Origin of the sequence: Pseudomonas fluorescens (assembly GCF_902497995.1) — a bacterium.
Taxonomy (GTDB): Bacteria; Pseudomonadota; Gammaproteobacteria; order Pseudomonadales; family Pseudomonadaceae; genus Aquipseudomonas; species Aquipseudomonas fluorescens_BK.
Genome location: NZ_CABVII010000025.1, coordinates 13,675 through 28,106, shown reverse-complemented (window position 1 = coordinate 28,106; position 14,432 = coordinate 13,675). Strand labels below are relative to the sequence as shown.

Here is a 14,432-nt window from a genome sequence, read left to right as displayed (position 1 = left end):
TTGCCGGCGAAGAACGATAACGCAGTATTACAGATACACCGCAGCGCCTGGTTCGCGGGCAAGCCTCGCTCCTACAGGCGAAGAACGATAACGCGGTGTGTCAAACGTGACGTCTTCGCGAGCAAGCTTCGCTCCTGCAAAAGCGCTTTACGAGAGCATCTGCTGCATCAACTCCTGCAACACATCCAGGTCGAACGGCTTGCCCAGGATCGGCGCCTTACGCGTGATCGGGCTGTCGGTCTCGCGGATTTCCTGCGGATAACCGCTGATGAAAATCACCTTGAGCTCCGGCCGCAATTTCACGGCGGGTTCGGCGATCTGCACGCCGGAGATCCCGCCCGGCAGGCGAAAGTCCGTGATCATCATGTCCAGATGCGGCTTGCTGGCCAGGATTTCGAAGGCCTGCTCGCCGTTTTCGGCCTGCAATACCCGGTAGCCCTCACCCGACAGATAGGCCGATAGCACCATCAATATCGAGGGGTCATCTTCGACGATCAGTACGACGTCTTGTGCATCTTCACTCATGGGTAGCCTTTGTTCGGTCAATAGCTGCTGATACGACCGTGGGGTCGATCAGAGGTTGCGTTTACCTGGCTGTTTTCCTACAGCGGCAGACAAATGCGAAACAAGGCGCCTTCGCCAATCCGGCTCTCGACGGTAATGGAACCGCCATGGGCGGTCACAATCTGTTCTGAAATGAACAACCCCAGGCCCAATCCGGCGACGGCGTGTTTAGCACAAACCCGCTCGAACTGCTGGAAAATGCGCTTCTGGTTTTCTTCATCAATGCCGATCCCCAGGTCCCGCACTTCCACCAGCGCCTGGCCGCTCTCACTGTACACCTTCACGGTGATCGGACTCTTGGCGCCGTAACGTAAAGCGTTGGTCAACAAATTGGAAATGACCTGTTCAATGCGAAACTCGTCCCAGTTACCCACCACCGGTTGCCCGGCCTGCAGGGTGACGGAGGACTCGGCGGCTTCGATCTGCGGGGCAAAGTTTTGTAACAAATCCAGGACCAGCGCCGACAAATCAAAACACGTCGGCCGGATCGACAGCTTGCCGGTGCGGATTCGCGACACATCAAGCATGTCTTCGATCAGTCGGATCAGGCTGTTGATCTGCCGCTCGTCGCGATCGACCATCGCGTGCATCTTTTCCAGGGTGAACGCCGCGGCGTTATCCCGGGCCAGGTGCAGCTTGCGCAGCTGGGTTTCGAGAATCAGGCCATTGAGCGGCGTGCGGACTTCGTGAGCGACGATCGACATGAAATCGTCGCGCGTGCGCACCGCCTGTTCCAGTTCGAGCTGGGTGCTCTGCAACTGTTTGAGCAGTGCTTCCTGTTCGCGTCGGCTTTGCTCCAGCTCTTCGACCTGTTGTTTCATTGCCTTGCTCTGGCGGAACAGATCGACGAACACGTTGACCTTGCTCTTGACCGCGTGGATATCCAGCGGCTTGTAGAGGAAGTCCACCGCACCACTTTCGTAGCCCTTGAATGCGTAATTCAGCTCGCGGCCGGCAGCGCTGACAAACACGATCGGAATGTTTCGGGTCTTTTCCGTGCCACGCATCAGCTCGGCCAGTTCGAAACCGTTCATGCCGGGCATCTGCACGTCGAGAATGGCCATGGCGAATTCGTGTTGCAGCAGCAGGGACAAGGCTTCGTCAGCGGACAAGGCTTTGTAGACGATTCGGTCTTCACGCCTGATCAACGCTTCGAGCGCCAACAGGTTTTCCGGCAAATCGTCGACGATCAGCAGTTTGGCTTGGATGTTACTTAGCATGCTATTCGTTCCAGCTCGACAAGCAGACGGCCGATGCCGCGTATGGGGAGGATGTGGTCTGGCGCAACGATATCCAGCGCAGCCAGGGGCATGGTCGCGACCTGGGCTTCGTCCGGATCCTGCACGATGGTCAGGCCGCCACGCTGCTTGACCTGGGCCAGGCCGCGCGCGCCGTCGCGGTTGGCGCCGGTCAGCAACACCGCGACCAGCGCCGGGCCATACGCATCGGCAGCCGACTCGAACAGGTAATCAATGGCCGGACGCGAATAATGCACGCGGTCTTCCAGGCTCAAGGAAAAGCTGCGGTCCTGCTCTACCGACAAGTGGTATCCGGGCCCGGCGAAATACAGGGTTCCGGCTTCGACCCGCGTCTTGTCGCGGGCTTCCAGCACCGGCAGGGACACTCTTCGCCCGAAGACTTCGGCGAGTTGGCTACGACCCGCTTCAGGCAGGTGCAGCACGACAATGATCGGCAGAACGAAGCCTTCGCGCAGCGGGCCGAGGAGCGTGAGCAACGCCTCCACGCCGCCCGCCGAGGCGCCGATCACTATAGCTTCTATGCATGGCAACTCCTTTGCACTGTTCATGATTTGCGGTAGATCCGTTCTTGTCTGGCCAAGGGTTCGAACTGTTTGCCGTAAGCCGAAAAATCCGGGGTTTCCTTGCTGCCCAGCACCAGGAATCCCCGATGGCACAGCGAGTCATGGAACAACCCGAAAGCACGATCCTGAAGTTTTTTATTGAAATAAATCAATACATTACGGCATGAAATTAATTGAGTCTCTGAAAAGACACTGTCGGTCGCGAGGCTGTGGTCGGCGAAGGTCACGTTGTCACACAGACTCTTGTCGAAAATGGCGTAGCCATAGGCCGCCGTGTAGTAATCGGCGAACGAATGCTGGCCACCTGCCTTCTGGTAGTTATGAGTGTAGGCGCGGACGTTCTCCATGGAGAAAATCCCTTGCCTGGCTTTGTCCAGCGAACGCGGGTTGATGTCAGTAGCGTAGATGATGGTGCGATCGAGCAAGCCTTCTTCGCGCAGCAGAATTGCCATCGAATAGACTTCTTCGCCGGTGCTGCAACCGGCGATCCAGATCTTGATCGAAGGATAGGTCTTGAGCAACGGCACCACTTCCTGGCGGATGGCCAGGAAGTGCGAGGGGTCGCGGAACATTTCACTGACCGGAATCGTCAGCCATTGCAGCAACTGCATGAACGCTGTCGGATCGTGGAGCACCTTCTCTTGCAACGCCGAAATGGTGGCGCATTCAAACTGGCTCAGCGCGTGATGGACGCGACGCTTGATTGACGCGCCGGAGTAATCGCGAAAGTCGTAGCTGTACTTGAGGTAAATCGCCTCGATCAACAAGCGCAATTCGATTTCGCTGTTGCGCTCCCCTGAATAAATGCGTTCCACTAAATGCGTTCCATCTTCGGTAACCACACGCGAATCAGCGAGAACAGGCGATCCAGGTCAATGGGCTTGGCCAGGTAATCGTTGGAGCCGGCCTGCAGGCAGCGCTCCTGATCGTCCTTCATGGCCTTGGCCGTCACCGCAATGATCGGCAGCTTGCGCCAGCGCGGGTCCTTGCGGATCAGGGTAGTGGCTTCAAAACCATCCATTTCCGGCATCATCACATCCATCAACACCAGATCGATGTCCTCAACTTCATTCAAGCGTTCAATCGCCTCACGGCCGTTGCGGCCAATGACCACCACCGCACCCTTGTGCTCCAGCGCACTGGTCAGGGCGAAGATGTTGCGTACATCGTCGTCCACCAGCAGTACCTTGCGGCCCTCGAAGACCTTGTCGCGGCTGCGCGCGGTCTTGAGCATCCGCTGCCGTTCATGGGACAACCCGGATTCGACTTTGTGCAGAAAGAGTGTGACCTCATCCAGCAGACGCTCGGGCGAGCGCGCGCCCTTGATGATGATCGAACGCGAATACTTGCGCAGTTCGGCTTCCTCGTCCCGGGTCAGGTTGCGCCCGGTGTAGACGATCACCGGCGGGAACGAGCAGATATCCTCGGTGGACATGCGTTTTAGCAGATCGTTGCCGAGCATGTCCGGCAGCTTCAGGTCGATGATCATGCAGTCGAAAACCGTCGTGCGCAGCAGGTCCAGCGCCTCCTGCGCCAGGCCTACGGCGGTGATCTCGATGTCATCGTCGCCGATCAGCCGGGCAATGCTGTCGCGTTGCACATCGTCGTCTTCAACCAGCAGGACACGCTTGACCTTCTGGGTCAGCTTGGCTTCGAGGCGGGCAAACACGTCCTTGAGTTCTTCGCGGGTGGTCGGCTTGACCGCATACCCGATGGCGCCCATGTGCATGGCGGCTTCGACGCGATCTTCCACAGAAATGACATGCACCGGAATGTGTCGGGTGTGCGCATGTGTCTTGAGTCGCTGCAATACGGTCAATCCGGAATGATCCGGCAGACGCATGTCCAACAGGATGGCGTCCGGGATGAACTCCGTGGCCAGGTCGTAGCCTTCGTCGGCCCCATGGGCCACCAGGCACTGATAACCCAGTTCATGGGCCAGGTCGTAGAGGATGTGCGCAAAGTTCGGTTCATCCTCCACCACCAGGATACAACGTGTGGCGAATGGCGCCTTTGAGCGATCGTCGTCGAAACGCGGGATATCGACGGCGGCAATCAGCGGCACCGGCGCGGCGGGCATGACTCTGGAGGTCATGGCAACCGGTGAGGCCTTCATCGGTTCGACCGGCCCATCCCCCGGTTCAACGTATTGCCGGGGCAAGACCAGGGTAAACACACTCCCCTGCCCCGGCTCGCTGGTGACGCTGATGGAACCGCCGAGCAATGCCGCCAGGTCGCGGGAAATCGACAGGCCCAGGCCAGTGCCGCCGTAGCGACGGCTGGTGGTGCCATCGGCCTGGCGGAAGGCTTCGAAAATACTGTCCTGCTGATCCGCGGCAATGCCGATCCCGGAGTCACGAACGATAAAGGCGATACTGTCGCCAGGCTGGTTGGCCACTGTCAGGCTGACCGTGCCTTTTTCGGTGAATTTCACCGCGTTGGACAGCAGGTTCTTGATGACCTGTTCCAGACGCTGGCGGTCGGTATAGATCATCATCGGCGCGCCCGGCTGCAGTTCGACCTGCAGGTCCAGCTGCTTGTCTGCTGCCAGCGGCTGGAACATCCCGCGCAAGCCCTCCACCAGACGCGCGACGCTGGTGTTCTCCGGGCGCACCTCGAGCTTGCCGGCCTCGACCTTGGAGATGTCGAGAATATCGTTGATCAGGTTGAGCAAGTCATTGCCGGCGGAGTAGATCGACTCGGCGAATTTGACCTGCTCGGCGCTGAGGTTTTCCTGAGGGTTCTGCGCCAGCAACTTGGCCAGGATCAACGAACTGTTGAGCGGTGTGCGCAACTCATGGGACATGTTGGCGAGGAATTCGGACTTGTACTTGCTCGAACGCTGCAACTCTTCGGCGCGTTCTTCGAGCTGGATCTGCGCCTGATTGAGTTCAGTGTTTTTCCGGTCCATGGCGTCGCGCTGATCGGCCAGGATCTGCGCCTGTTCGGCCAGTTGTTCATTGGTCTGTTCAAGCTCGACCTGCTGGGTTTCCAGGTGTGCCTGGGACTCCTTGAGAATACTCGATTGCTCTTCCAGCTCCTCGTTGGCGGTCTTGAGTTCTTCCTGCTGAACCTGCAGCTCTTCGTTGAGCTGCTGGGTTTCGGCCAGCACTTCCTGCAGACGTTGACGATAGCGCGCGGCTTCGATGGACGTGCCGATGTTGCCGGCGATCAGTTCAAGCAGTTCGACATCGCGGTCCTCGAGCGGACGCAGGAAACCCAGCTCGATCACCCCATTGATCCGCTCATCGTCACTGGTCGGCACCACCAGCACGCTATGGGGCAAGCCTTCGCCGAGGCCGGAGCTGACCTTGAAGTAGTCACTCGGTACATCGTCGAGGCGGATCAAGCGAGCCTGTTGCGCGACCTGGCCGACAATGCCTTCGCCACTGTGGATCTGTTGTTCAAGCGCTTCCTGTTCCCGGGAGAAACCATAAGACGCAATGCGCTTGAGACCGCCGTGTTCTTCACGGACATAAATAGCGGCCACCGCCGTACCGAGGTACTGCGCGCAAAACTGCAGAATGTTACGCCCGAGCACATTGAGTGACAGCTGCCCCAGCACTTGCTCGGCCAGTTCGGTCTGGCCATTGCGCAGCCAGGCCTGCTGTTCCAGGCGACGGGCGCTGGCCTGTTGCGCGGCGAGGTTGGCACTGTAGTTTTGCGCAAGGTTGAGCAAATCCCGGCGGCCGATGTAGGCCAGCATTGCGCTGAGACCGGCGATGAACACCATATAAAGGCCGATGCTCCAGACGGTGGTGCGGCGTACTTCCTCGTTGCGCGCGGTGCGCAACTGCTGCTCCATGTCGATCACGTCTTCGAATTGCTTGCGGATCTCGTCGGTCAGGCGTTTGCCCTGCCCGGCCTGGAGCGCGCCGCGATAGTCCCCGCGGGAGCGCTGCAAATCGATTATGGTAGTGGCGTAAGCGGCCCATTCATCCTGCAAAGCCTGCAGCCGGTGCAGGCGGTCGGTCTGCACCGGGTTATCCGCAGTCAGTTCGAGCAAGGTCTTGAGGGTGACCGCGATTCGCGGCTTCGCCGTTTCGTAGGGTTCGAGGAATTGCTCGTCGCCAGTGAGCAGGAAGCCGCGCATCCCGGTTTCCAGATCGACGGTCAGTTTTATCGACTCATTGGCGTTATTGATCACCCGGTCGGTGTGCTCGACCCACTGGATCACCGACAGCAGATAAGCGATCAGCGAAACGAAGAACACGGCACTGATTACGCCGACGCCCAACGGCAGACTCACGTTGCGGCTCAGGAGTTTACGAAATCGTTGCTCGTCAACCGAAGACGCGGAGGTCATGGGGAAGCCTTGTCGATCCATTGAAAACCACGGAGTTTGCCCCAAAACCGCCACGATGATCCAACTTTCTGCCAGGTTTTCCAGCAAAATCCTGCATTCACCTGCTCCAGCGCAAAGGAGCGGTTATCCTTGCCGGTTTCGGGTAGCTATCCTTTTTTAACCGCGCAGGGAACTTGTGGGGATCCGCCACTTACTCATGCAAGAGCCCGGCAGTTTCGATCGACCGGCAACACCCTTTCAACTTTCGGGAACCCCACTATGTCCTCCAATGCGTCCATCATCCTTGTCGTCGAAGACGATGCCATCGTCCGCATGCTGATCGCCGATGTGCTGGAGGAACTGGAGTTCAAGGTGCTCGAGGCCGATGGCAGCGAACAGGCACTGGAGTTCCTCAACGATGAAGACCAGTCCATCGATTTGATGATGACTGACGTCGGTCTGCCGGTGATGGATGGCCGCGAGCTGGCCAGGCAGGCGCGGATGCTGCGTCCGCAATTGCCGATCCTGTTCGCCAGCGGATATGCCGAAAGCATCGAGGTACCTGAAGGGATGCATGTGATCGGCAAGCCATTCTCGATCGATCAGTTGCGCGACAAGGTCAAGGATATTCTTGCCAACGCCTAGTCTGCGCCGAGGCAGGGCTCAGGGTTTGCCATCGCCTGTGGTTTAATCGTCCCCCCGATGCTCCCCTGCCCCGTTTCAAGGAATATCCATTCATGAGTCAGCCCCGCGCAACCAGCGTCCTGGTCATTGGTTACGTCTGGCCCGAGCCCCGCTCTTCGGCGGCTGGCGGGCATATGATGCAAATTCTCGAGACGTTCCTGGAGCAAGGCTGGGACATCACCTTCAGCAGTCCGGCCGGCACTGGCGAACACCGGGCAGACCTGGCGGCCCTGGGCATTCGCGAAGTGCCGATCGAATTGAACAACAGCAGTTTCGACACATTCATCCGCCAATTGGCCCCGGACGTGGTGCTGTTCGACCGGTTCATGATGGAAGAACAGTTCGGCTGGCGCGTTGAGAAACACTGTCCCGATGCCTTGCGCGTGCTTGAAACCTCCGATCTGCAAAGCCTGCGCGATGCCCGCCATCAACGCCTCAAGGAGCGCTTGAAGGCCAGTGACGACACCCATGATTTCAGCGAGTTGTTCGCCAAGGCTTTGCGTGCAGAGTTCGAGTTCATGGCCGAGACCGATCTGGCCAAACGGGAGATCGCCGCGATTTATCGTTGTGACTTGAACCTGATGATTTCCGAAGTGGAAATCGAGTTGCTGGTCGAACAATTCAAGGTGCCGCGCAACGTGTTGCACTGGTGCCCGCTGATGGTCGACCTGCCCAGCGCGCCATCGCCGGCCTTTGAGGACCGGGCACACTTTCTCAGCATCGGCAATTTTCGCCACGCCCCGAACTGGGACGCGGTGCTCTGGATGAAAACCACCCTGTGGCCGCTGATCCGCGAGCGGCTGCCAGCTGCCCAGCTGCACATCTACGGCGCTTATACACCGCCCAAGGCCACTGCGTTGCACAACGCGGCTCAGGGGTTTCATGTGATGAACTGGGCAGAAGATGCCTTGCACGTCATGTCCGCGGCGCGAGTGTGCCTGGCGCCATTGCGATTCGGTGCGGGCATCAAGGGCAAGCTCGTTGACGCAATGCTCTGCGGTACGCCGAGTGTCACCACGCCGATCGGGGCCGAAGCCATGCACGGAGACGAGCCATGGCCAGGGGCGGTGACCCGGACCGCCCGGGCGTTCGCCGATTGCGCCGTACAACTTTATACAGACAAGACCCGCTGGTTGGATGCACAAGCGCAAGGAGTGCAACTGCTGGCCAGTCGTTACCAGCGCACGAGCCATGGTCCGGCATTGATCGCCCGAATCAACGAGTGCCGACAACAGTTAGCGGTTATCAGACGGGATAACTTCACCGGCAACATGCTGCGCCATCATCAGCACAAGAGCACTCAATACATGTCGCAATGGATTGAAGCGAAAAACCGTCAGATCACTTGATTTGTGTACATGTTTCCGCGTTTGGTATTGCCGGGGCGACCCTCTATGATCGGGTTTCCATCAATCAACTTCGCCCCATGGATGGGCGGAGTCACTATAGGGATCGACAGTGACAAATACAGAAGGGAATCTGAATAAAAAAACATGGATGAGCAACACGCTCGACATCGACGAACTGAAACTGACCGATATCGTCTGGCCCGGCACTCACAACTCGGGCATGGACAAAAAAGCGCCCAATTACAATGTCATCATCGGTAACTGGACCACCTGTCAAAATGATTCATTCGCCTGGCAATTAGCCAACGGTGCGCGGGTCTTTGATATCCGTCTCGGCTACACCGAGAAGCACGACCAATCGATATTCTACTTTCATCACAATGGCTACCAGTCTCATCGCGTCCTCGAGGAGCTGATCACGGCGGTGTCGACCTTTCTCGATCAGAACCCGAATGAGTTTATCGTTTTCGACTTTCATCAACTCGGCGACGGTGAAAAGCCTTTCGATTATAAAAAGCTCAGTGACTTACTGATTGACAAGCTCCGACAGCGGATCATATCGCCTGCGGACGCCACGCTAACGGTGGGCCAACTGAAACAGGCGAGCGCACAACGAAGGGTAGTGTTGGCCGCGCCGGCTGTGCGAGCGCTGGACGATAATTACTTCTGGCCGCGCATATGGCACAAGTGGAGCGGCAAGCATTTCACTGATACCGATGATCTGAAAAAGCACATCTCCAGCACACTCCAAAGCGTACCTTCCGACACCGGTTTATGGTCCTTATCGGCCACCAGTTATGGTTTTCTGGGTGGGCCTCAAGACATCAGGCATCACATCAATGACTGGTTTCACCAAAGTCGGGATTGGGTGACGCGCTGCAGTATCATCAGCACCGATTTTTTTGATGAATCCGAGATTGTCTCTTACTGCTGGATCGCTACGAGCATGAAAGCGGTTTACGGCCACTCCTTGCATCGCACGTAGCAAACCTCGACAAGCCGGCGGGTAGCATTCACCGGCTGGAACGAGGCATGATCAGCGTGCGATAACCACAAAAGCACCCTGATATGACTCGCACCGCCAGAGTGACCGACCCTTCCTACGAGCTGATGGACGACCATAACGGGTTGTCCATCATCTATCGCCAGCACGGCTTCCCCTGCCCGCTGGTGCGCTGGCATTTCCACAAGGAATACGAACTGCACCTGATCGTCGCCAGTTCGGGCAAGGTGTTTATCGGCGATTACATCGGCAACTTCTATCCCGAATCCCTGTTCCTCACCGGCCCCAACCTGCCCCACAACTGGATCAGCCAGGTGGCCGAAGACGAAGTGGTGCCCAAGCGCGACATGCTGGTCAACTTCACCGATGAGTTGTTCGACAGTGGTCATCTGGTGTTTGCCGAGCTCAAGAGCCTGGCACCGCTGCTGGAGCGTGCGCAGTACGGCATCGAGTTCCGCTGCAAACACACCATCCGCCAGGCGATGGGCCTGATGCAGCGTATCGCCGATACGAAAGGCGTAACCCGGCTCGGGCACTTTTTCATTCTGCTGGAGCTGCTGGCGGCTTGCGACGATTACCAAACGCTCTCCGGCGCCACGACGCCGCAGTTGGCCGACGAACACAACATCGATCGCACCAACCGGGCAGTGGATTACATCTTCGCCCACTACGCCCGGGATCTGCCGCTGGAGGAAGTGGCCGAGCACCTGGGCATGAAGCCGACCTACTTCAGCCGTGTGTTCAAGCAGGCCACCGGGCGCTGCTTCATCGAGTTCGTCAATCGCCTGCGCATCAGCAAATCCTGCGAACTATTGGCCGACGGTGACAAACCGGTGACGGATGTGTGTTTCGAGTCGGGCTTCAACAACATTTCCAATTTCAATCGGCGATTTCAGCAGCTCAAGGGCATGACGCCTTCCCATTACCGGCGGTTGGCGGTGCAGCGGTTGACCGAACAAAACCTCGGTTGACGGCATTGGTCATGTGGTGATTTTTAGATCGCCTTCGCGGGCAGCCTCGCTCCTACAGGTATTGCGTAGCCCTGTAGGAGCGAGGCTTGCCCGCGAAAGGGCCCTCAAAACCTGTACAAATCCAATGGTATCCAACTGCAGCAAAGCCGCCCCCACCACCTTTCGCCTCCAGTAGCAGTGCAAAATAGTATCAATTCAAGTGCGACCGATGATTTGTCACGCCATCAATTGAACGCTGTAATCAGTGCACATTCTTCCTGCCGCAGGAAGACACAAAAACAATAACCATCCTTCTGCAACCCGCCGGGAGCAGAAAAGGAGTGCACGATGCAACCTTCTGTAAAAGCTCTGCTAGCCCTCACTTGCATGACCCTCAGCAGCGTCAGCCTCGGCGCCCAGACCCTGACCATCGCCACCGTCAACAACAGCGACATGATCCGTATGCAAAAGCTCTCGAAAGCCTTCGAGGCCGAGCATCCGGACATCAAGCTCAACTGGGTGGTGCTGGAAGAAAACGTCCTGCGCCAGCGCCTGACCACCGACATCGCCACCCAGGGCGGCCAGTTCGACGTGCTGACCATCGGCATGTACGAAGCCGCACTCTGGGGCGCCAAGGGTTGGCTGGAGCCGATGAAGGATTTGCCAGCCAGCTACGCCCTCGACGATGTCTTCCCTTCGGTGCGTGAAGGCCTGTCGGTCAAGGGCTCGCTTTATGCCCTGCCGTTCTACGCCGAAAGCTCCATCATCTATTACCGCACCGACCTGTTCAAGGACGCCGGGTTGACCATGCCCGAACGCCCGACCTGGACGCAGATCGGCGAGTTCGCCGGCAAACTCACCAACAAGGACAAAGAACAGTACGGCATCTGCCTGCGCGGCAAGGCCGGCTGGGGCGAGAACATGGCGCTGATCAGCACCGTCGCCAATGCTTATGGTGCACGCTGGTTCGATGAGCAGTGGAAGCCGGAATTCACCGGTCCGGAATGGAAGAACGCGCTGAATTTCTACGTCGACACCATGAAAAAATCCGGCCCCCCGGGTGCTTCGAGCAACGGTTTCAACGAAAACCTGGCGCTGTTCAACAGCGGCAAGTGCGCGATCTGGGTCGATGCCAGCGTGGCCGGCTCCTTTGTCACCGACAAGACCCAGAGCAAGGTCAGCGAACACGTCGGCTTCACCTACGCACCGCACGAAACCACCGACAAGGGCTCGGCCTGGTTGTATTCATGGGCGCTGGCGATCCCGACCAGTTCCAAGGCCAAGGACGCCGCCAAGACTTTCAGCGCCTGGGCCACTTCCAGGGAGTACGGGACGTTGGTCGCGGAAAAAGATGGCATCGCCAATGTGCCCCCAGGCACTCGGGCCTCGACCTACAGCGAGGCCTATCTGCAGGCCGCGCCATTTGCCCGGGTGACTTTGGAGTCGCTGAAAGCGGCGGACCCGAGCAAGCCGAGCGCCAAACCGGTGCCGTACATCGGCATTCAGTTGGTGACCATTCCTGAATTCCAGGCCGTGGGCACCCAGGTCGGCAAATTGTTCTCGGCGGCGCTGATCGGCCAGACCACGGTCGACCAAGCCCTGACCGCCGCTCAGTCAACCACCGAACGTGAAATGAAGCGCGCCGGTTATCCCAAATAACCCCGGCCCCTTGTAGGAGCAAGCTTGCTCGCTTTGGTGTGTCAGGTACATCGGTGTCGACTGACACACCATCGCGGGCAAGCCGCGCTCCCACAGGCTTAACGCAATCCATTGTGGGAGCGGGCTTGCTCGCGAAGAGGCCGGTACATCCGATGCATCTTCAGCGACTGAAATATCGCTTTCGCGAGCAAGCCCGCTCCCACAGTTTGATCTTCTTAGGTCTGCATTAATCGGTGCTATCGCCATGACTATTTCAACTGCCAAAGCTCACATCGACCTTCCCCAACCCGTGCGTAAAAGCCGGTTGGCCAACCCCGGCTGGTTCCTGGTCAGCCCCTCGGTGGCGTTGTTGCTGCTGTGGATGATCGTGCCGCTGGGCATGACCGTCTACTTTTCGCTGATCCGCTACAACCTGCTCTACCCCGGTGAAAACCAGTTCGTGGGACTTGAAAACTTCAGCTACTTCCTCACGGATTCAGGCTTCATGCCCGGCGCCACCAACACCCTGTTGCTGGTGGGCAGCGTGTTGCTGATCAGCGTGGTGTTCGGCGTGTTGATCAGTGCCTTGCTGGAGGCCAGTGAGTTTCTCGGTCGCGGCATCGTGCGGGTGCTGCTGATCTCGCCGTTCTTCATCATGCCCACCGTCGGTGCGCTGATCTGGAAGAACCTGATCTTCCACCCGGTGTCGGGGATTCTCGCCTACGTCTGGAAACTGTTCGGTGCGCAGCCGGTGGACTGGCTGGCGCATTACCCGCTGCTGTCGATCATCATCATCGTCTCCTGGCAATGGCTGCCCTTCGCGATCCTGATCCTGATGACCGCCATGCAGTCCCTCGACCAGGAGCAGAAGGAAGCCGCGCGCCTCGATGGCGCCGGGCCGATCGCGATTTTCTGGCACCTGACCCTGCCGCACCTGGCCCGCCCGATCGCGGTGGTGGTGATGATTGAAACCATCTTCCTGCTCTCGGTGTTCGCCGAAATTTTCACCACCACCAACGGCGGCCCCGGCTACGCCTCGACCAACCTCGCCTACCTGATCTACAACCAGGCGCTGGTGCAGTTCGACGTCGGCATGGCCTCCGCCGGCGGCTTGATCGCGGTGCTGATCGCCAACATCGCGGCCATCATCCTGGTGCGGATGATCGGCAAAAACCTGACCGACAAAGCCTGAGGCCATTGCCATGACCCTTCAACAATCCCGTCGTCTGCAAAGCCTGCTGCTGGGCACCCTGGCCTGGGCCATCGCGATCCTGATCTTCTTCCCGATTTTCTGGATGGTGCTGACCAGCTTCAAGAGCGAAATCGACGCCTTCGCCACGCCGCCGCAGTTCATTTTCACCCCGACGCTGGAGAACTACCTGCACATCAACGAGCGCAGTGACTACTTCAGCTTCGCCTGGAACTCGGTGGTGATTTCGTTCAGCGCCACCGCCCTGTGCCTGCTGATCGCGGTGCCGGCGGCCTACTCCATGGCGTTCTACGAAACCCAGCGCACCAAGGGCACGCTGCTGTGGATGCTCTCGACCAAGATGCTGCCGCCGGTGGGCGTGCTGATGCCGATCTACCTGCTGGCCAAGAGCTTTGGCCTGCTCGACACCCGCATTGCGTTGATCGTGATCTACACCCTGATCAACCTGCCGATCGTGGTCTGGATGATTTACACCTACTTCAAGGACATCCCCAAGGACATCCTCGAAGCCGCACGCCTGGACGGCGCCACGCTGTGGCAGGAGATGGTCCGGGTACTGCTGCCGATCGCCAAGGGCGGCCTGGCCTCCACGGTGTTGCTGTCGCTGATCCTGTGCTGGAACGAAGCGTTCTGGTCGCTGAACCTGACCTCGTCCCAGGCCGCACCGCTGACTGCGCTGATCGCCTCGTACTCCAGCCCCGAAGGACTGTTCTGGGCCAAGTTGTCGGCAGTCTCGACCCTGGCCTGCGCGCCGATCCTGATCTTCGGCTGGATCAGCCAGAAACAACTGGTGCGCGGCCTGTCGTTTGGCGCGGTGAAATAAGCCACACCCGATCCCTGTAGGAGCCAGGCTTGCCGGCGAAGGCGATTTGACGGACGCCTTCGCTGCGGTGCGGCGATCCGACAAGCCTGGCTCCTACAGAAAAG

The 14,432-nt window shown here is 58.6% G+C and carries 12 protein-coding genes; 7 read left to right on the top strand and 5 right to left on the bottom strand.

The features are described 5' to 3' along the window. Positions 1 to 147: 147 nt before the first annotated feature. From F8N80_RS24795 to F8N80_RS24775, 5 genes are all read right to left on the bottom strand, one after another. Positions 148 to 525, bottom strand: a complete 378-nt coding sequence (locus tag F8N80_RS24795) for a response regulator (protein ID WP_054046198.1) — start codon at positions 523 to 525, stop codon at positions 148 to 150. Positions 526 to 602: 77 nt separating this feature from the next. Then, entirely contained in the window at positions 603 to 1,784 is a 1,182-nt protein-coding gene (locus tag F8N80_RS24790) for a hybrid sensor histidine kinase/response regulator (protein WP_150784895.1), read from the bottom strand. Further along, the gene (locus tag F8N80_RS24785) at positions 1,778 to 2,371 is read right to left on the bottom strand and encodes a chemotaxis protein CheB (RefSeq protein ID WP_150745539.1); all 594 of its coding nucleotides are present in this window, start codon (positions 2,369 to 2,371) and stop codon (positions 1,778 to 1,780) included. The genes F8N80_RS24790 and F8N80_RS24785 overlap by 7 nt, the downstream gene beginning before the upstream one ends. Further along, positions 2,368 to 3,201, bottom strand: a complete 834-nt coding sequence (locus tag F8N80_RS24780) for a CheR family methyltransferase (protein ID WP_150784894.1) — start codon at positions 3,199 to 3,201, stop codon at positions 2,368 to 2,370. The genes F8N80_RS24785 and F8N80_RS24780 overlap by 4 nt, the downstream gene beginning before the upstream one ends. Beyond that, a complete protein-coding gene (locus tag F8N80_RS24775; RefSeq protein WP_150784893.1) occupies positions 3,201 to 6,692 on the bottom strand; it encodes a response regulator in 3,492 nt (1,163 codons plus the stop codon). Before F8N80_RS24775 ends, F8N80_RS24780 begins: the two co-directional genes overlap by 1 nt. 258 nt (positions 6,693 to 6,950) lie before the next feature. On the opposite strand from F8N80_RS24775, the gene F8N80_RS24770 reads away from it, so the two are divergent. From F8N80_RS24770 to F8N80_RS24740, 7 genes are all read left to right on the top strand, one after another. Next, positions 6,951 to 7,316, top strand: a complete 366-nt coding sequence (locus tag F8N80_RS24770) for a response regulator (RefSeq protein WP_150745542.1) — start codon at positions 6,951 to 6,953, stop codon at positions 7,314 to 7,316. 92 nt (positions 7,317 to 7,408) lie between these two features. Next, positions 7,409 to 8,704, top strand: coding sequence for a glycosyltransferase (locus F8N80_RS24765; protein ID WP_150784892.1), 1,296 nt, complete (start codon positions 7,409 to 7,411; stop codon positions 8,702 to 8,704). A 148-nt stretch (positions 8,705 to 8,852) separates the two neighbouring features. Beyond that, positions 8,853 to 9,689 (top strand): phospholipase, encoded by an 837-nt coding sequence (locus F8N80_RS24760; RefSeq protein WP_150784923.1) that lies wholly within the window; start codon positions 8,853 to 8,855, stop codon positions 9,687 to 9,689. 83 nt (positions 9,690 to 9,772) lie between these two features. Next, positions 9,773 to 10,678 (top strand): AraC family transcriptional regulator, encoded by a 906-nt coding sequence (locus F8N80_RS24755; RefSeq protein ID WP_150745544.1) that lies wholly within the window; start codon positions 9,773 to 9,775, stop codon positions 10,676 to 10,678. 327 nt (positions 10,679 to 11,005) lie between these two features. Further along, the gene (locus F8N80_RS24750) at positions 11,006 to 12,316 is read left to right on the top strand and encodes an ABC transporter substrate-binding protein (RefSeq protein WP_150784891.1); all 1,311 of its coding nucleotides are present in this window, start codon (positions 11,006 to 11,008) and stop codon (positions 12,314 to 12,316) included. A gap of 244 nt (positions 12,317 to 12,560) precedes the next feature. After that, positions 12,561 to 13,487, top strand: coding sequence for a carbohydrate ABC transporter permease (locus F8N80_RS24745; protein WP_150745546.1), 927 nt, complete (start codon positions 12,561 to 12,563; stop codon positions 13,485 to 13,487). 10 nt (positions 13,488 to 13,497) lie between these two features. After that, positions 13,498 to 14,328, top strand: coding sequence for a carbohydrate ABC transporter permease (locus tag F8N80_RS24740; protein ID WP_128873487.1), 831 nt, complete (start codon positions 13,498 to 13,500; stop codon positions 14,326 to 14,328). The last annotated feature ends 104 nt before the right edge of the window (positions 14,329 to 14,432 follow it).